Genomic DNA, 17,154 nt, shown 5'->3' on the forward strand with positions numbered 1-17,154 from the left:
TATCCCGCACTCGTGAGTGTCGGGGCAGTCATCGTGGTCATCGGTGCCCTGGTGGTCTACCGCCTGGTGGCAGGACGGTCCCGCACCTCCGCCGCGCCGGTCGCCAACACCTCCCTCCTGACCGACCTGCCGGAGTACCGGCGGGCGCTGCGCCGGCATCGCATCCGGATGCTCGTCCTCGCGGGCAGTGCGGCCCTGCTCGGCGGTGCGGCCCTCATCGGTGCCGCTCGCCCGGTCGACGTGACGATCGAGCGTCCGGAGACGCGCAACCGCGACGTCGTGCTCTGCCTCGACATCTCCGGGTCGATGGCGGCCTACGATGCCGAGCTGGTGCGGACCTTCATGACGCTCGTCACCCAGTTCGAGGGTGAGCGGATCGGCCTGGTCATCTTCAACTCCTCCGCCGCCACGGTCTTCCCCCTCACCGACGACTACGACTTCATCCGCGACGAGCTGGACATCGCCCTGCGTGCGCTCGCCGGCGACCCTGAGGTCGACTACTTCTTCGCAGGGACGTTCAACGGTCTCGGCACATCGCTCATTGGTGACGGGCTCACCTCCTGCGTGTCGAGCTTCGACCGCGTCGACACCCGCCGAGCCCGCTCGGTCGTGTTCGCGACGGACAACGAGCTCGCCGGTCGGCCGATCATCGAGCTGGACGAGGCGATCGAGCTCGCCAAGCTGCGCTCGGTGCGCGTCTACGGGCTGAACCCCGAGGAGAGCGGCCACGACGAGCAGGCAGCCGAGATGCGCACGCTGGTGCGGTCGACCGCGGGGGAGTACTACGCCATGAGCGACCGAACGGCCGTCGAGCGCATCGTCCGGGCGGTGGCGGCGCAGGAGGCGACCGTCATCGACGCCGCGGCCCGACGGATCCTGACGGACAGCCCCGCGGTCCCGATCACCCTCGCGGGCCTCGGCCTGGCGGGCGTCGTCACGGCCAGCCGGAGGTGGGGCACGTGACCCTGCTGCCGATCGCACCCGTGTGGGTCCTGGCCGTCCTGGCGACGACCGCCGCCGTGGCCATCTGGTGGCACCCGAGCTCGGCGGGGGTGCCGGGCGTGTCACGCCCGAGCCACTGGCGTCTGTCTGCCGCCGTCGTCCTGCTCGGGGTCGCGGCGTTGCGGCCAGGCGTTCCCGGTGACGAGGCGGAGGCCACCGCAGCGAACCTCAACGTCTACTTCGTCGTCGACACGACGAGCAGCATCATCGCCGAGGACTGGGGCGGCGAGGCTCCCCGCCTCTCGGGCGTGCGCGGCGACATCTCCGACCTGGCCCTGGCGCTCTCGGGGGCAAGGTTCTCGATCGTGACCTTCGACCAGGAGGCGCGCGTGCGTCTGCCCCTGACGACGGACACGACGGCTCTCGACGCTGCCGTTTCCACGCTCCTGCCGGAGGCGTCCGAGTACTCGATGGGGTCGTCCGTGACCGAGGCCAACGAGCGCCTGGCGACGTTGCTCGAGCAGAGCAGCGAGCGCCATCCCGAGCGGGGACGCATCGTCTTCTACCTCGGCGACGGCGAGCAGACCGCGGACGGCGAACCGCCGCCCTTCACCATCCCGGCTGGTCTCATCCAGGGTGGCGCGGTGCTGGGATACGGCACTCCCGACGGCGGTCGGATGAAGTCGACTCGCGCCCGCTTCGACGTCTCGCCCTCGTACATCCGGGACCCGACCACCGGGCGTGACGCGGTCTCTGTCATCGACCAGGACCGCCTCCAAGAGCTGGCCCAGCAGCTCGGCCTGCCGTACCTGCACCGCGTCGCCGGCGAGTCGGTGCTGCCGGCCGTCGACTCGGTCGACCTCGCCCGCTACGGATCGACCGAGGAGCTCGAACGAGAACGCGTCAGTACCCGCCGCGAGCTCTACTGGCCCCTCCTGATCGGAGTGGTCGGCGTGGCCCTCTGGGAGATCGGCGCGGGCCTCTCCGGCCTGGTCCAGGCCCGCGGCCGCAAGGGGGCGCCGTGAGCACCGTGACCACCCCGACTCCCAGCCCACCGCCGGGCCGCGAGGCGGGCTTGCCAGACCGCCTCGACGTCCCGCGCACCCCCCCTCGCCGGGTCCTGCGACGACGCCTCCTGCTTGCGTCGGCACCCCTCGTGCTGCTGATCCTCCTCGTCGCCGCACGGCTGATGAGCCTCAACGCCGTGCACGACCAGACCCTCGCCGGCTACCAGGCCGGCGACAAGGCGCGCACTCTCGCCTGGGGTGAGCGGCAGGGCTGGGTCAACGTCGTCGAGCGCTTCCGGGCGCCCTTCGCGATCGGCGATGCGCATGTCCTGAGTGGTCACTTCGGGCTCGCCCGGCCGTGGTTCGAGGAGGCCTTCGAGCTCGTGCCCAAGGGTGGCATCGACGAGTGCAAGGTCCGGGTCAACCTCGGACTGACCTACGAGGCACTGGGCGACGAGGCGAGGGCGAGGGAGCGGACGGACGAGTGGCGTCAGTTCTACGAGAAGGGACTCGCGGTCACTCGAGAGCGCCCGCCGCTCTGCGACGCGCCAGAGGGCGGCGAGACGGGCGAACAGCTCGACCAGGCGGAGCAGCGGATGGAGGAGAAGAACCAGCCGCCGCCGGGGGAGGAGGAAGCGCCGGCTCCGGAGGAGAGCCCTCCGACCCCGCAGCCGACGCCGGTCCCGGACCCGGAGGGCGCCCCCAGCCAGGAGCAGCAGGACCTGCTGCGGGAGCAGCAGCGACAGAACACCATCGAACGCAACGAGCAGCGCGGCACCGACGATCCCGTGGAACCCGACGGAGGAGTCGGCGGCCACCCGAGGCCGTGGTGACCGACGGGAGCGGCAGCGCCACGTGCCCACGCCGCGCCGTCGCCACCGGAAGCGCGCGATCCACGGCGCGCAGCAACCTGACCAGATGGTTGCCGAAACCGCCCCGTGCACGAGGCACGGGCCACTCGCGGTCGAAGCCCAGCGGCATACGGTCCGATCAGCGTGCGGGGAGGTCTGGACCGTCGATGACCTCGCCGACGAGCTCCTGAACCGCGATGACGGCCTTGCCGCAGGACTCCGGGCGTCGGCCCCCGGTTGGGCGGCGCCACACCCTGACGCGCCATGAGCGGCCGTCCTCGTGGGCAACCTCGATGACGGGGTCGGCCTCCTCGACGTCGTCGCTGGGCAGGGCCCACAGTGCCCCGAGCCGGGTCTCCTCGGTGAGGGCGCGCACGTGGGACTCGGCGCATTGGGCGGCTGTCGGCAATGGTGACCGGCCGCGGTCATGGGTCCCACCGAGGAGCTCGCGTGGGACGTGCCCCGTGTCGCTCGCGTCGAGGACCCAGCCGGCCATCGTCTCGTCGAGCCGGGCGAAGCCTTGGCCCCAGGGCAGCAGGACCGCGGTCGGGGCGAAGCGATGGCCACCTGTGTGGGAGACCTCCCAGACCCGCCCGGGGTCGAGTCTGGCCGCTGCGGCAGCCAGTGGACGACCCCGGACGGCGCAGCACACGTCGCGGCGGCCGTTGGTGCAGATCAGCAGGTGCGGCGGGGCATTCTCCGCACCCGGAAGCGAGGCTCGCACGAGCGCGCGGTGGCCCCTGGCGAGTGCGGACCAGTCGAGCTCGAGCAGGTCCCCGGGCCGGGCGACGTCCGCCGACACCATCCACGCATCGTCGGCCCTGACCCCCGCGTGGGCGACGAGCACGCGGCGAGGGCCGACCCCGTCAGGATGGCCGCTGGGTCGCCGGATGAGCATGAACCTCCCTCCAGCGACCGCACACCGGCTGTCGAGCTCTGCACCGAGCTCTGCGCCGAGGTGTGAGTCTTGCGCGGCCACCCGTCCCCAGGGACCGGACTGCTCGAGGACGACGAAGAACAGGGCGCCGGCGGCGGTGCCGAATGCGCTGGTCCCGTCCCGATCCCACAGGACCGAGCAGGCGTCCTCCGCTGGCCTGGCGTGACCGGAGGTGGCGGGGTGCCGGCCAAGGTCCACCTCATCCTGGACCGGCGGGGAGGCTGGCGGTGGTGGGGGTGAGGGCGGACGCCTCGCCGCGCGCTTGCGGGGAGGCATCAGGCTGGGGGCGCCGCGACGATGGCGGCGATGACGGTGTTCGTCTCGGTGCCCGAGCCGTCGCGCCGGCCTGTCGCGGCAGGCAGCTCGATCGCCACACCGCCGGCCGCGGCCGCCCGCGCCGGCGTGTTGCCGGCGAACGCGACGACGAGGGTGTCGTGGCCCTTGAGGAAGCGGTGGCACCTGACGCCACCGGTGGCTCGTCCCTTGGAGGGGTACTCGGCGTACGGCGTCACCTTGAGCGAGCCCCCTTGCGTGCCGGGCAGCGCACCGGAGGAACCGGCCGAGGTGACCACGACGCCCTCGCGGCCTGGATCGACGACACCGAAGAACAGGGCCCGCGCATCGCGACCAAGCTTGATCCCGGTCATTCCGGCCGCGGAGCGCCCTTGCGGCCGAACGGACTTGGCCGAGAAGCGGAGCAGCTGGGCATCACTGGTGATGAAGACGAGGTCCAGGTCCTCCCGATCGGCAACGGCCGCGCCGACGACTCGGTCACCGTCCTTGAGGCTGATGATGTCCCAGTCGTTGCTCTTCGGGGCATCCGGAGTGACCCGCTTGACGACCCCGGCCGCCGTGCCGAGCGCGAGGATCGGCGCGTCCGCCCCGATCGGCACGATCGTCAGGGGCTCCTCAGCCTTCGCCAGGTCGACATAGGCGGCCAGGGGTGCGCCGCCGCCGAGGCTCGGGGCGCCGTTCGTCGGAGGCAGGGTCGGCAGCTCGAGGGCCGACAGCCGCACGAGGCGGCCGGCCGTCGTGACGAGGCCGAACTCACCTCGAGCGGTCGTGCGCACCGCGCCCACCAGGGCGTCGTGCCGGGAACGGGCCCCTGCGGCAGTCACCGGCTCGGCGTTGCCCGTGCGCGCGAGCAGCCCGGTCGACGAGAGCAGCACCCAGCACGGGTCGTCCGCGATCTCCAGCGGCGCGGCGCTGGTCTGCCTCGCCTGTCCCGAGCTCTCCAGGAGGACGGTGCGGCGCGGCGTCCCGTGCTTCTTCGCGACGTCGGCGAGCTCGGTGGAGACGAGCTTCAGCAGCAGCTTCTCGTTGTCGAGCAGCGCCCGCAGCTCCTCGATGGTGCGCTCGAGCTCGGTCTTCTCGTTCTCCAGCTCGATGCGGGAGAACTTGGTCAGCCGACGCAGCTGGAGGTCGAGGATATAGGTGGCCTGGGGGTCCGACAGGTCGAAGATCTCCATGAGGCGGGTCTTCGCGGTGCCGGCATCGTCGGAGCTGCGGATGACCTGGATGACCTCGTCGATGTCGACGATGGCGATGAGCAGGCCCTCGACGAGGTGGAGGCGCTCCTCCTTCTTGCGGAGGCGGAACTCGGTGCGACGCCGGACCACGTCGGTCCGGAAGTCCACGTAGACCTGGAGCAGCTCCTTGAGCCCCATCGTGCGGGGCTGGCCGTCGACGAGCGCGACGTTGTTGATGCCGAAGTTCTCCTCCATCGGCGTCAGCCGGTACAGCTGCTCGAGCACCGCCTCCGGATTGAAGCCGTTCTTGACCTCGATGACCAGGCGCAGTCCGTTGGCCCGGTCGGAGAGGTCCTTGAGGTCGCTGATGCCCTGCAGCTTCTTGCCCTGGACGAGATCGCGGATCTTCTCGATGACCTTCTCCGGGCCGACGAGATAGGGCAGCTCCGTGACGACGATGCCCTTGCGGCGTGGGGTGATGTTCTCGATCCGGGCCGTGGCCCGGGTCCGGAAGCTCCCACGACCGGTCAGGTAGGCGTCCCTGATCCCCTCGAGCCCGACGATCCGCCCACCGCCGGGCAGGTCGGGTCCGGGGACGAACTTCATCAGCTCGTCCAACGAGCACGACGGGTTGGCGATGAGGTGTCGTGCCGCGCCGATGACCTCGACGAGATTGTGCGGAGCCATGTTCGTCGCCATGCCGACGGCGATCCCGGAGGCGCCGTTGACGAGCAGGTTGGGCAACGCCGCCGGCATCACCTCGGGCTGGTACTGCGTGTCGTCGTAGTTCGGCACGAAGTCGACGGTGTTCTCGTCGAGCCCCGAGACCATGAGCAGGGCGGACTCGGCGAGCCGAGCCTCGGTGTAGCGGGCTGCCGCCGGCCCGTCGTCGAGCGAGCCGAAGTTGCCGTGGCCGTCAATGAGGGGCAGCCGCAACGTGAACGGCTGCGCCATCCGCACCAACGCGTCGTAGATGGCCGTGTCACCGTGCGGGTGGTACTTGCCCATCACCTCGCCGACGATGCGCTGGCTCTTGACGTGGCCGCGGTCGGGCCGCAGCCCGAGCTCGTTGGCGCCGTAGAGGATGCGCCGTTGGACCGGTTTGAGCCCGTCGCGCGCGTCGGGCAGCGCTCGCGAGTAGATGACGCTGTACGAGTACTCGAGGAAGGCGTTCTGCATCTCCTCCTCGACGTCGATCCCGACGATCTTCTCCTCGAAGTCCAGAGGGGGAGGCGTGGTGGTCGTGCGTCGGGCCATGCCGGGTCGGGCTCCTTGCTGCGTTGGATGAACACCTCATCTTCGCCCAAGGCGTCCCCGAGCCGTCACCTGCCACGCCGCAAAGTGCCGGTCACCCCGAACCGGCCCCAGTGGGCGACCTCCTCGACCCCCCGTCGGGCGCGCCGCAGACTGGGGCTCTTCGGTCCGGGGAGCGCGTGCCCGATCGAGACGACCCCGACGATCCGGCGGCCGGGAGGGATGCCGAAGGCCGCCTTGACGGTTTCGTGGTGGACCGGCGGCACCCCGAAGAAGAGCGCCCCGAGCCCCTCGTCGACGGCGGTGAGCAGGATGAGCAGGGCCGCCATGCCCGTGTCGACGTCCCAGTAGGGGACCGGCCAACGAGCTTCGTCGCGATCAGTCCAGCCCTTGTCGGGCGCGGCATAACGGTCGAGGTACGCGTCCTTGTCCGAGAGGCACAGGACGAGCAACGGCGCATTCCGTATGCCGCTGAGCCAGCTGTCGCTCGGACCGTCCTCGGGCGTCGTGGCCGTCCAGAACGAGTCACGCTCGTCGTCCTCCGCGAGAACGAGGAAGTCCCAGCCCTGGCTGAAGCCCGCGCTGGGGGCGCGGACGGCGTTGGCGAGGCAACGCTCGATGACCTCCGGCGACACCTGCCGGTCGGGGTCGTAGCGGCGAACCATACGACGGCGGCGCACGACGTCGGAGAACTGCATGTCCGACAGCCTTGCACTCCAGCTCACGCCCGGGGTGCCGAGTCACCGGTCGTGACACGATGAGCGCATGGTGGCAAGCGAGCTCTCCCCGACCAGCCAGGCCGCTGGCGCCGGGGGTCCGGGGGGCACGGTGGACGAGTCCTGGCCCAAGGCACCGGTCGAGTGGGAGGCCGACGTCGTGCTCAGGGACGGCACGGTGGCGCACATCCGCCCGATCACGCCCGCTGACGCGGACCGGTTGCGGCAGTTCCACAACCGGCAGTCCGACGAGTCCATCTACTTCCGGTTCTTTGCGCCACTCCGTGAGCTGAGCGACCGTGACGTCCACCGCTTCACCCACGTCGACTACCACGACCGCGTCGCCCTGGTGGCGATCCTCAACGGCGAGATCGTCGGTGTCGGCCGGTTCGACCGCATCGAGGCCACGAACGCCGAGGTGGCCTTCAACATCTCGGACCACATGCAGGGCAAGGGAATCGGCTCGGTCCTGCTCGAGCACCTCGCCGCCATTGCGCCGGAAGTCGGCATCACTCGCTTCACCGCGGAGGTCCTCCCGCACAACCGCAAGATGCTCATGGTGTTCAAGGACGCCGGTTACGAGGTGTCGAGCCACATCGAGGACGGTGTCGTCGGCCTGTCCTTCGACATCCTGCCGACCGAGCAGTCCAAGGCGGTCCAGCTCTCCCGCGAGCACCGGGCCGAGTCCCGGAGCATGCGGACCATCCTCTACCCGGAGCGGGTTGCCATCGTGGGCGCCAGTCGCCGGGAGGACTCGATCGGTGCGCTCGTCCTGCGCAACCTCATCCGGGCGAGGTTCCAGGGCGAGCTCTACCCGATCCACCGGGAAGCTGAGGAGATCCAGGGGCTGCGGGCCCATCGCACGATCCGCGACGCACCCGGACCGGTCGACCTCGCCATCGTCGTCGTGCCGGCCGCTGACGCCATCGAGGTCGTGGAGGACTGTGGGCGCGCCGGGGTCAAGTCGCTGCTCGTCCTCTCCTCTGGTTTCGCCGAGTCCGGGGAGGAGGGCACGCGCCTGCAGGATCGGCTGCGCGTGACGGCACGGGGTGCGGGGATGCGGATCGTCGGGCCGAACAGCTTCGGGCTGATCAACAACGACCCGGGCATCCAGCTCAACGCCACGCTGGCGTCGGTCATCCCCGGCCGCGGGCAGCTGGGCCTGTTCGCCCAGAGCGGCGCCCTCGGCGTGGCCGTGCTTGCCTCGGCGGCCCGCAGAGGTCTCGGCATCTCGGTCTTCGCGTCGGCCGGGAACCGCGTCGACGTGTCGGGCAACGACCTCATGCAGTACTGGATCGACGACCAGGACACGACGACGGTCGGCCTCTATCTCGAGTCGATGGGCAACCCGCGCAAGTTCTCGCGGATCGCGCGTCACCTCGCGTCCGTCAAGCCGGTCATCGTCGTCTCGTCCGGTGTGTCGCAGTACGCCGCCCCTCCCGGGCACCGGACCCGGACCCCGACCGTGCCCCCGCAGGCGTTCGACGCCCTGCTGCGACAGGCGGGGGTCATCCGCGTCGAGAACGTCCACCAGCTCTTCGACGTCGCCCAGCTGACGCTCCACCAGCCGATGCCGACCGGGGACCGCGTCGCCGTTGTCGGCAACTCCGACGCCCTCGGCTCGCTCAGCGCCTCAGCGGCGGAGAGCTGGGGCCTGCGCGTGACGCACGGTCCGGTCTCCCTGCTGCCACACGCATCGGCAGCGGAGTTCGCGCACGCGCTCGACGCGGCCTTCTCGGATCCGGAGGTCGACAGCGTGGTCGCCGCGTTCATCCCTCCCCTCGTGACCCCCGACGAGGAGGTCTCCCACGCCGTCCGGGACGTCGTGGCGAAGTATGACAAGCCCTGTGTCGCAACCTTCCTCGGCATGCGTGGCGTCGACGGCGGCATGCGGTACACCGCTGCCGACGGGCAGGAACGGTCCGTCCCGTCGTACTCGATGCCGGAGGACGGGATTCGCGCCCTCCGCTCCGTGACCAGGTACGCGCAGTGGCGAGCGAAGGACCGAGGCGTCCCGGTGGCCCCGGTCGGGATCGACCGGGCCCATGCCGACGCGCTCCTCGACGGCTGGCTGGAGGCAAGCCCGGAGGGACGTGCGCTCACCAGGGACGAGACCCGCGAGCTGCTCGGCACCTACGGCATCAGGCCCTGGCCGGCCATCGAGGTCACGGACGCGGACGAGGCGGTCGCTGCCGCCGACGAGCTGGGCTATCCGGTCATCCTCAAGTCCACCTCCCCAGTCGTGCGCCATCAACCAGGACTGGCCGGCGTCCGGGCCGACCTCGTGGACTCCGACGCGGTCCATGATGCCCACGCCTCGCTGACCGAGCGGCTCGGCCCCCTTCGCGCCGACCGGTTCGTCGTGCAGCGGATGGCGGTGCCCGGGGTGTCCTGTGTGCTCAAGGCCACCGAGGACCCACTCTTCGGACCGGTCGTCAGCTTCTCCGTCGCAGGACCGCCGACCGAGCTGCTCGGCGACATCGCGCACCGCATCCCGCCCCTGACGGACGTCGACGTCGCCGACCTCATCAACGGCGTCCGGGCCGCTCCGCTCCTCTCGGGCCACCGGGGCGCCGCGCCCGTGCACCGGGCCGCCCTCGCCGATCTCATCGCGCGCCTGTCGGTCCTCACGGACGACCAGCCCGAGCTGGCTTCGATCGAGCTGAACCCCGTCAACGCATGGACCGGGGGAGTGGACGTGCTGGGGGCTGACGTCGTCATCAGCCATGCGCTGGTCCGCAAGGACACCGGTCGCCGCAGTCTCACGTGACCGGTGCCGAGGGCGGGTCCTGGCCGGCCGAATGTGGGTGGTCGGGCGGGGGACCGGCGAGCGGGTGCGAGGATGGTACCCATGCGACGCGTCACCCAGGGCCCGGAGCGGGCGCTCCCGGAGGACCTCACCTCGGCGATCACTCGCGCCGGCTACTACCCGGCACTTGTCTGCGATGTGGTCGAGTCCGCGCTTGCGGGAGAGGAGGTCGTGTCCCACCTGGTCCACCAGGAGACGACCTTCGACCACGAGACGGTGCGGCGGCACGTCACCGTCCTGGCCGTGACGAGCCGCCGCCTCGTCATCGCCCACGCCGACGACCACGCCGAGCCGGGCGCTCAGGCGACGGCCACCGCGACGACGGAGACCGTGCCGCTGGACGCGGTGCGCGGGGTCATGGTGACCCACGTCGTCACCGAGCCGGAGGGGTTCGTGCAGAACAGTCCCTCGCGCGACATCACGCTCACCCTCGGCTGGGGTGCGGTGAGCCGGCTGGACCTGCTGCCGGCCCAGTGCGGTGATCCCGACTGCACCGCCGACCATGGTTTCGAGGGAACCGTGGCCTCCGACGACATCTCCCTGCGTATCTCGGCAGCAGCCGACGGCGAAGCGGCGGTCGAGCGTGCGCTGTCCTTCGCGCGTCACCTCTCCCGCGCCATCGGCGGCTCGGTCCGGGCGTGAGGAGCCGATGACTCCGCACGTCGCCCCCCTGCCGCTGGACTGGTCGAAGGGCACGCTGGCCTCCGTCCTGCCCTCGGTCGCGGACCGCCTCGGGGTCAGGCGGTACGCCGGAAAGGACGTCTTCGAGCTGCCGGCGGCCCCCCGCGCCGTGGTCGTGCTCGTCGACGGACTCGGCCACGACCTGCTCCTGCAACGCAGCGGCCACGCCCCGTTCCTGAGGGAGCGCCTCGCCACCGCGCACCGCGTGGCGTGCGGGTTCCCCACGACGACGGCCACCTCGATGGGCAGCTTCGGCACCGGGCTGCCACCGGGGGCACACGGGCTGGTGGGGATGCAGGTGCTGGACCCGCAGTCGGACCGGCTCGTCAACGAGCTCTCGTGGGAGGACGGCCCGGACCCTCGATCGTGGCAGCCCCATGGCACGGTCTTCGAGGCTGCGGTCAACGCCGGTGTCGAGGTCACCATGGTCGGGCCGCGCTACTTCGAGGGATCGGGCCTGACCACCGCAGCGCTCCGAGGCGCCCGCTTCACCGCGGCACGCGCACTCGACGAGCGGGTCACGGCAGCGGTGTCCGCGGTCCGAGCCACGCCCAAGGCCCTCGTCTACCTCTACTGGGGGGACGTCGACAAGGTCGGTCACGTCCACGGCTGCGAGTCCTGGCAGTGGGGCGACGCGGTCGAGTCGGTCGACGGGGCACTCGCGTCACTCGTCGGGCAGGTGCCGGATGACACGCTCGTCGTCGTCACGGCCGACCACGGCATGGTTGACATCGCGCACGAGAACCGTCTGGACCTCATCGACGAACCGGACCTCATGGCCGGCGTGCGGCACCTGGGCGGCGAGCCCCGCTGCATCCAGCTCTACACGCTCGACGGCGCCACCGATGATGTCGCAGCGGTGTGGCGGGAGCGAGTCGGTGACCGTGCCCGCGTGCTGCCCCGCGAGCAGGTCATCGCCGAGGGCTGGTTCGGCCCGGTCGAGGAGCGCGTGGCCGGGCGCATCGGGGACATCGTCGTCGCCATGAACGACTCCTTCGCCGTCGTGCACAGTGGCCTGATGCGACCGGAGCTGGTGCGCCTGCTCGGCCTGCACGGCTCCACGAGCGACGTGGAGCTCGCCGTGCCGGTGATCGTCGTGCCGCCGCGTCGCGGCGTCTAGGGTGGACGACCGTGGCTGAGCTCGTGTTCTTCTCCGGGACGATGGACTGCGGGAAGTCCACGCTGGCGCTGCAGATGGACCACAACCACGCTGCCCGTGGTCGCGTGGGCCTGATCTTCACCAAGATGGACCGGGCCGGCACCAACGTCCTGTCGTCCCGGCTCGGCCTGTCCACCGGAGCGCTCGAGGTCCATGACGACCTCGACCTGTGGGACGCCGTGGTGGAGCGGGCGACAGCCGGTCAGCGCATCGACTACCTCGTCTGCGACGAGGCGCAGTTCTACTCGACAACGCAGATCGAACAGCTGGCGCGCATCGTCGACGAGATGGAGGTGGACGTCTTCGCCTTCGGGATCACCGCGGACTTCCGGACCGAGCTCTTCCCGGGCAGCAAGCGCCTCATCGAGCTCGCCGACCGCGTGCAGGTGCTCCAGGTCGAGGCCCTGTGCTGGTGCGGTCGCCGCGGCACGACGAACGCGCGCATCGTGGACGGCGTCATGGTGGTCGAGGGCGACCAGGTGGTCGTCGGCGACACGAATCCCACCGTGGACTCCGTCGAGCCGGGCGTCGTCGAGTACGAAGTCCTGTGCCGGCGTCACTACATGCGCCGGATGACCGCCCACGCCGCTCGAGCGGCGGCGCTGTCCCCGGAGGTGCTGCCCTTCGACCTCGAGGTCTGCGCCCTGCCGCCTCGGCCCATCACGCAGTCCGAGTAGGGAGGCCAGGCGGCAGGCAATCAGTCGCCCTTGCGCCCGAACATGATGTCGTCCCAGCTCGGCACGCTGGGGCGACCCGACTTGCGGGTCGACGGGCGGCGCGATGGTGTGGACGGTGCAGAGGGGCGGGGCCGGACGCGGGACGTCGTGACCTCGTCTGCTGGCGGGTCGTCGAAGTGCGGCCCGTCGATGCGGTCCGGCGCGCGGCCGGGCAGGTCTTCGTGATCCGGTCCGGCCGGCTGCTGACCCCTGTCATCGGACTGGGGGAGTGGCTGGGTCTCGGCCGCGCGTCCGGAACCGCCGGTGCCCGGACCGGACGCAGCGCCGCTCGATCCCGAGCTCGATCCCGAGTTCGATCCCGAGCTCGGTGACACACTCGGTCCGACACTCGACGCCCCGCGTCGGCGGCGCCGAACCGAGGCGCTGGCAGCGCTCGGTCCAGCCGCATCAGCGGATGAACGCGCCGCCCGGGGGTCGTCCTCCGGGTGCCCGTGGGCAGCAGGTGGCGCCTCGTCCCGGGAGGGCCTTCGGGTCAGGTTCTCGAGGGGGAGCGCCCCCTCGGGCGCGTCCTCGATGCCGGGCACGTCGGCGCCGCGGCCGCGTCGACGTCGTCCGCGCGCGCTGCTCCGCTCGCGGATCGCCTCCATGAGGTCGACCGGCTCGACCGGCTTGACCGGCTCGGCACGCTCGGCGAGCCGATCCTGTCGTCGGCTGGTGATGCCGCCCTCCGCCTCCACGTCGTAGACCTGGGCGGGCCCGGTGAGAGCCGCGAGATGCGGGGCGGGTATCGGCCCCGGGGGCGCGTTGTCATCGTCCTCACTGAGCCAGCGTGCCTCGTCGTCGCGCGCGACCACGGTGCGGGCCAGCGGGTCGAAGTCCCAGGCCGCCTCGCGCTGGCGGCCCCCGGCATTGAAGAGCACGACGACCGTCCAGGCGCCCCGGTCCGTGCGGCGGGAGTCCCACCGGGTCGCCTCTGGGTCGAGCTCCCGGGACCGGAGCCGCTCGGCGACGCGCGCACCCAGGGTGGCGGCTCCTCCAGGTGCCCCACGGCTGCGCAACCGGACCTGTCGGGCGAGTCCCGCCACGTGTTCACGCTCGGCGAGGATCGGCACCTCGTAGCGGTGCACCTTCTCCACGGCCCACCCGGCTCGCTCCGCAACCTCCTCGGCCGTGAGGCCGGCACGGATCATCGCCTGGACATCCTTCGGGCGCAGGCCGCCCTCGGCGTCGAGCTGCAGCTGACCCAGCCTCGGCCGGTCCCGGCGTGCAGCGGCACGCAGCGACTCGTCCAGCGGAACCTGGTAGCGGTTGCCCTCGTCGTCGGCCAGCAGGAGGTGCACACCGTCCTCATGGACGCCGATGAGCCTGAGGTCCTGCATGCGCGCGGTCTCCCGGTCGAACGTCAGCCGGAGGTCGCCCGGCTGCCTGCGTCTCGAGCATGCCATCGCCCCCGGGTGCGGCGAAAGCGACCACGCCGCACGGGTACCGTTTGCCTTGGCATGCCGACCCCGTCCTACCATTCTGCGCAGCTCGCCCTCGACCTCGTGGGCGTCTTCGTCTTTGCCCTGTCCGGTGGGCTCGTCGCGGTGAAGAAGGGTCTCGACCTCTTCGGTGTCCTCGCGCTCGCCGTCGCGGCTGCCCTCGGCGGTGGGATCCTGCGCGACCTCCTCATCGGGGCGATCCCACCCGTCGGCATCAGCGACTGGCGCCTTCTCACTGCCGCCGGCCTCGGTGGTCTCGTCACCTTCCTCTACCACCCCGGCGTCGAGCGCATCGGCCGGTTCGTTCGCGTTCTCGACGCGGTGGGTCTGGCGGCGTTCGCCGTGGCGGGCAGCCTCAAGTCCGTCACCTTCGGCATGCCGCCGATCACCTCGGTCATCGTCGGCCTGAGCACCGCCGTGGGGGGTGGAGTCATCCGCGACGTCCTCGCCGGGCAGGTCCCGGAGGTCCTGCGCCGGGAGCTCTACGCCCTGCCGGCCATGCTCGGGTCGATCGTCGTCGTACTCGCTGGCGAGCTCGGCGCCCTGGACGACTGGGTCCTGTGGGGTGCGGTCGCGCTCGTCTTCGGCCTTCGGATGGTCGCGGTCCGTCTCGACCTCAACGCCCCCCGCCCCCTTCGCACGGGCCAACAGCAACGAAAGTGACCAGGCATGCAGCCGTATGACGCGATCCTCCTGCTCAGCTTCGGTGGGCCCGAGGGCCCCGACGAGGTGCTCCCCTTCCTTCGTCGGGTCACCGCGGGCCGAGACATCCCCGACGAGCGCCTGGCAGCGGTCGGAGAGCACTACTTCCGCTTCGGCGGCAAGAGCCCGATCAACGAGCAGAACCGTGCGCTCGTCACCGCGATCCGGGAGGAGCTGCACGCACGCGGGGACGCCACCCCGGTCATCTGGGGCAACCGCAACAGCGAGCCCTTCCTCGAGGGCGCGCTGCGGGAAGCCCACGCGGCCGGACGCCGACGGGTGGTGACCGTGACCACGAGCGCCTACTCGTCCTACTCCTCCTGCCGCCAGTACCGCGAGAACCTCGCGGAGGCTCTCGACGCCCTCCGTGGGGACGGCTTGGACCTGTCGATCGACAAGATCGCGCCCTACGCGCCGAGGCCCGGCTTCCGCCGAGCCAACCTCGACCACGTCGTCGCCGCCCTGCGCCTGCTCGATGGCGTGCCGGACGAGCAGATCGCGCTCCTGTACGTCACCCACTCGATCCCCGAGACGATGGACGCGACGTCCGGACCGGGGGACGGCGATGGCCACCTCTACCAGCGTCAGCACCTCGCGCTCGCCTCGGCCCTCACAGAGGAGGCCAACACCGTGCTCGGTCGCCACCTCGTCGGCGAGCTCGTCTTCTGCTCGCGCTCGGGACCCCCGACACAGCCCTGGCTCGAGCCCGACGTCAACGATCGCCTGGAGCAGCTGGCAGCCGAGGGGTGCTCCGCCGTCGTCGCCGCCCCGATCGGGTTCGTGTCCGACCACATGGAGGTCGTCTACGACCTCGACACCGAAGCCGCCGCCACTGCGGCACGGGTGGGACTCCGCTTCGTCCGTGCGGCGACCGTCGGGAGCGATCCGGCCTTCGTCGCCGACCTGGTCGACGCCGTCGCCGAGCGCGCGGCCGAGGCGCGGGGCGAGCCGGTCCCGGACTTCGAGGGTCGGATGCCATCGGTGTGCGCGGCCGGGTGCTGCCCCAATCTCCGGGCGGCCCGCCCGGCACACTGCGGAAGGGACTGAGGCGAGTGACCACAGATCCGAGCACCGCGGCGGACGGTCTGTCCGAGCTCATGGTCCAGGCGCTCGAGCGGCTGTGCATCGATCTCGCCCTCGCGGCGGGTCGGCTCATCCGCGACGACCGACCCCGGCATGTGGGCGTCGCCGCGACGAAGTCCACCGACACGGACGTCGTCACGGTCATGGACCAGCGATCCGAGGCGCTGCTCCACCGCCTCATCAGGTCCGCCCGACCGGACGACGGGGTCCTCGGGGAAGAGGGCGTGGACGTGATCGGCACCTCCGGCCTGACCTGGGTCATCGATCCCATCGACGGGACGGTGAACTACCTCTACGACATCCCCGCCTACGCCGTGTCCGTCGCCGTCGTCACCGGTGATGCCCGGACCGACGGCGCCTGGCGGCCGGTCGCCGGCGCGGTCTGCGACCCCTGTCGCCGGGTGGTGCACCACGCGCGCCGAGGTGGCGGAGCGTGGTCCAGACCTGAGCCCGGCGACGGCACCGACCACCCCGGGGCAGGGGATCCGGAACGGCTGACGGTGTCCTCGGAGGACCGGCTCGGGAGGGCGCTGCTGGCCACGGGCTTCGGCTACGACCCAGAGGTCCGGGCCCGGCAGGCCGAGGTGCTGCGACACGTCCTGCCCCAGGTGCGGGACATCCGGCGCATCGGCAGTGCCGCGCTCGACCTCGTCCGGGTCGCCGAGGGGACGGTCGATGCCTATGCCGAGTCGGGGATCAACGCCTGGGACCTCGCCGCGGGCTGGCTCATCGTCGAGGAGGCGGGAGGTCTCGTGGTGGGGCAGGGGAGCCACCCGGGCAAGGCCCTGACCGTTGCCGCGGGACGAGGGCTCATCGAGCCGCTGCGGGCTCTCTTCCAGCCCACCAGGCACTGACGCGGCGTATGCCGCTGAGCCGGCTCAGCGGCATACGTCCCCTCACGAGGTGGCGGGGTGGATCGGTCAGGCGGCCTGGAAGTGCTCCAGCTCCGGGACCCTGATGCCGTTCTCGGCAGCGAGGCGGGCGAAGGACTCGAGCTCGCCCGTGTGGATCTGGATGCGGTAGTCGTCGCCAGCGGCGCGCGCTTGGGCGAGATCATCGAGGGCGTCGAGGACGCGGACGCGGATCTGCTCGCCGAATTCGGTCATGGCACCTCCTGGCCGGTGGAAGGTCGGTCGGGCTCGCAGACCTTATCAGTGGGTCCGCCAGAGCCTTGCGAGCCAGCCTGCACCCGGGCGGGTCAGGATTTGGCAAAGAGATCGTGAAGGACTGGTCCGGAAACGGCAGGTCTGTCCGTTTCGCCGGTGCGGAGCGTGAGACTCGCCGTGAAACGAGGTGACAGCGGCTGGCGGATGGGGCACAATCCGCGCACGCGGCATGTTCGTCGGTGTGAACACCGTCATCGGCTGTGCGGGAACAAGGAGGCGC

15 protein-coding genes are annotated in these 17,154 nt (G+C 71.2%); 10 read left to right on the top strand and 5 right to left on the bottom strand.

Features of this window, described 5'->3' with window-relative positions; translation table 11 throughout:
* Window positions 1-12 precede the first annotated feature (12 nt).
* Genes VJN29_RS12035 through VJN29_RS12045 form a run of 3 tightly spaced genes read left to right on the top strand, consistent with a single transcriptional unit; the run spans window position 13 to window position 2,782 of the window.
* Window positions 13-963, top strand: a complete 951-nt coding sequence (locus VJN29_RS12035) for a vWA domain-containing protein (RefSeq protein WP_324143871.1) — start codon at window positions 13-15, stop codon at window positions 961-963.
* On the top strand, window positions 960-1,967 hold the full coding sequence (locus VJN29_RS12040; RefSeq protein WP_324143872.1) for a vWA domain-containing protein: 1,008 nt from the start codon (window positions 960-962) through the stop codon (window positions 1,965-1,967). The genes VJN29_RS12035 and VJN29_RS12040 overlap by 4 nt, the downstream gene beginning before the upstream one ends.
* On the top strand, window positions 1,964-2,782 hold the full coding sequence (locus VJN29_RS12045; RefSeq protein WP_324143873.1) for a hypothetical protein: 819 nt from the start codon (window positions 1,964-1,966) through the stop codon (window positions 2,780-2,782). The genes VJN29_RS12040 and VJN29_RS12045 overlap by 4 nt, the downstream gene beginning before the upstream one ends.
* 157 nt (window positions 2,783-2,939) lie before the next feature.
* Here VJN29_RS12045 and VJN29_RS12050 read toward each other — a convergent pair whose 3' ends face one another.
* The 3 genes from VJN29_RS12050 to VJN29_RS12060 all read right to left on the bottom strand — a co-directional run bounded on the left by VJN29_RS12050 (window position 2,940) and on the right by VJN29_RS12060 (window position 7,158).
* Entirely contained in the window at window positions 2,940-3,935 is a 996-nt protein-coding gene (locus VJN29_RS12050) for a sucrase ferredoxin (RefSeq protein WP_324143874.1), read from the bottom strand.
* 77 nt (window positions 3,936-4,012) lie between these two features.
* On the bottom strand, window positions 4,013-6,463 hold the full coding sequence (locus tag VJN29_RS12055; protein ID WP_324143875.1) for a DNA topoisomerase IV subunit A: 2,451 nt from the start codon (window positions 6,461-6,463) through the stop codon (window positions 4,013-4,015).
* Window positions 6,464-6,528: 65 nt separating this feature from the next.
* Window positions 6,529-7,158: a nitroreductase family protein gene (locus VJN29_RS12060; RefSeq protein ID WP_324143876.1), complete on the bottom strand. Its 630-nt coding sequence runs from the start codon at window positions 7,156-7,158 to the stop codon at window positions 6,529-6,531.
* A gap of 67 nt (window positions 7,159-7,225) precedes the next feature.
* Here VJN29_RS12060 and VJN29_RS12065 point away from each other — a divergent pair, with 67 nt between their 5' ends.
* The 4 genes from VJN29_RS12065 (at window position 7,226) to VJN29_RS12080 (ending at window position 12,502) form a co-directional block, all read left to right on the top strand.
* A complete protein-coding gene (locus VJN29_RS12065; RefSeq protein WP_324143877.1) occupies window positions 7,226-9,946 on the top strand; it encodes a bifunctional GNAT family N-acetyltransferase/acetate--CoA ligase family protein in 2,721 nt (906 codons plus the stop codon).
* Between the two features lie 81 nt (window positions 9,947-10,027).
* Window positions 10,028-10,627, top strand: a complete 600-nt coding sequence (locus VJN29_RS12070; protein ID WP_324143878.1) for a DUF5998 family protein — start codon at window positions 10,028-10,030, stop codon at window positions 10,625-10,627.
* Window positions 10,628-10,634: 7 nt separating this feature from the next.
* Window positions 10,635-11,786 carry a nucleotide pyrophosphatase/phosphodiesterase family protein gene (locus VJN29_RS12075; protein ID WP_324143879.1) on the top strand — a complete coding sequence of 384 codons (1,152 nt, stop codon included), beginning with the start codon at window positions 10,635-10,637 and terminating at the stop codon, window positions 11,784-11,786.
* Between the two features lie 11 nt (window positions 11,787-11,797).
* A complete protein-coding gene (locus VJN29_RS12080) occupies window positions 11,798-12,502 on the top strand; it encodes a thymidine kinase (protein WP_324143880.1) in 705 nt (234 codons plus the stop codon).
* A gap of 20 nt (window positions 12,503-12,522) precedes the next feature.
* Here the strand turns inward: VJN29_RS12080 and sepH are convergent, their stop codons facing one another.
* Window positions 12,523-13,881, bottom strand: coding sequence for a septation protein SepH (sepH, locus tag VJN29_RS12085; RefSeq protein ID WP_324143881.1), 1,359 nt, complete (start codon window positions 13,879-13,881; stop codon window positions 12,523-12,525).
* 120 nt (window positions 13,882-14,001) lie between these two features.
* Between sepH and VJN29_RS12090 the strand changes: the two genes are divergently transcribed.
* Genes VJN29_RS12090 through VJN29_RS12100 form a run of 3 tightly spaced genes read left to right on the top strand, consistent with a single transcriptional unit; the run spans window position 14,002 to window position 16,622 of the window.
* Window positions 14,002-14,646: a trimeric intracellular cation channel family protein gene (locus tag VJN29_RS12090; protein WP_324143882.1), complete on the top strand. Its 645-nt coding sequence runs from the start codon at window positions 14,002-14,004 to the stop codon at window positions 14,644-14,646.
* 6 nt (window positions 14,647-14,652) lie between these two features.
* Window positions 14,653-15,732, top strand: coding sequence for a ferrochelatase (locus VJN29_RS12095; protein WP_324143883.1), 1,080 nt, complete (start codon window positions 14,653-14,655; stop codon window positions 15,730-15,732).
* Window positions 15,733-15,737: 5 nt separating this feature from the next.
* Window positions 15,738-16,622 carry an inositol monophosphatase family protein gene (locus VJN29_RS12100; RefSeq protein WP_324143884.1) on the top strand — a complete coding sequence of 295 codons (885 nt, stop codon included), beginning with the start codon at window positions 15,738-15,740 and terminating at the stop codon, window positions 16,620-16,622.
* Window positions 16,623-16,688: 66 nt separating this feature from the next.
* Here VJN29_RS12100 and VJN29_RS12105 read toward each other — a convergent pair whose 3' ends face one another.
* Complete coding sequence (locus VJN29_RS12105) at window positions 16,689-16,874, bottom strand: hypothetical protein (protein WP_324143885.1); 186 nt, start codon at window positions 16,872-16,874, stop codon at window positions 16,689-16,691.
* Between the last annotated feature and the right edge of the window lie 280 nt (window positions 16,875-17,154).

The organism is Intrasporangium sp. (genome assembly GCF_035280925.1).
Lineage (GTDB): Bacteria > Actinomycetota > Actinomycetes > Actinomycetales > Dermatophilaceae > Intrasporangium.

What these genes read in the sequence shown, in the direction of transcription:
- VJN29_RS12055 (WP_324143875.1), bottom strand. Translation starts at nt 6,463, where the DNA reads ATGGCCCGACGCACGACCACCACGCCTCCCCCTCTGGACTTCGAGGAG.
- VJN29_RS12060 (WP_324143876.1), bottom strand. Translation starts at nt 7,158, where the DNA reads ATGCAGTTCTCCGACGTCGTGCGCCGCCGTCGTATGGTTCGCCGCTAC.
- VJN29_RS12065 (WP_324143877.1), top strand. Translation starts at nt 7,226, where the DNA reads ATGGTGGCAAGCGAGCTCTCCCCGACCAGCCAGGCCGCTGGCGCCGGG.
- VJN29_RS12070 (WP_324143878.1), top strand. Translation starts at nt 10,028, where the DNA reads ATGCGACGCGTCACCCAGGGCCCGGAGCGGGCGCTCCCGGAGGACCTC.
- VJN29_RS12075 (WP_324143879.1), top strand. Translation starts at nt 10,635, where the DNA reads ATGACTCCGCACGTCGCCCCCCTGCCGCTGGACTGGTCGAAGGGCACG.
- sepH (WP_324143881.1), bottom strand. Translation starts at nt 13,881, where the DNA reads ATGCAGGACCTCAGGCTCATCGGCGTCCATGAGGACGGTGTGCACCTC.
- VJN29_RS12090 (WP_324143882.1), top strand. Translation starts at nt 14,002, where the DNA reads ATGCCGACCCCGTCCTACCATTCTGCGCAGCTCGCCCTCGACCTCGTG.
- VJN29_RS12095 (WP_324143883.1), top strand. Translation starts at nt 14,653, where the DNA reads ATGCAGCCGTATGACGCGATCCTCCTGCTCAGCTTCGGTGGGCCCGAG.
- VJN29_RS12105 (WP_324143885.1), bottom strand. Translation starts at nt 16,874, where the DNA reads ATGACCGAATTCGGCGAGCAGATCCGCGTCCGCGTCCTCGACGCCCTC.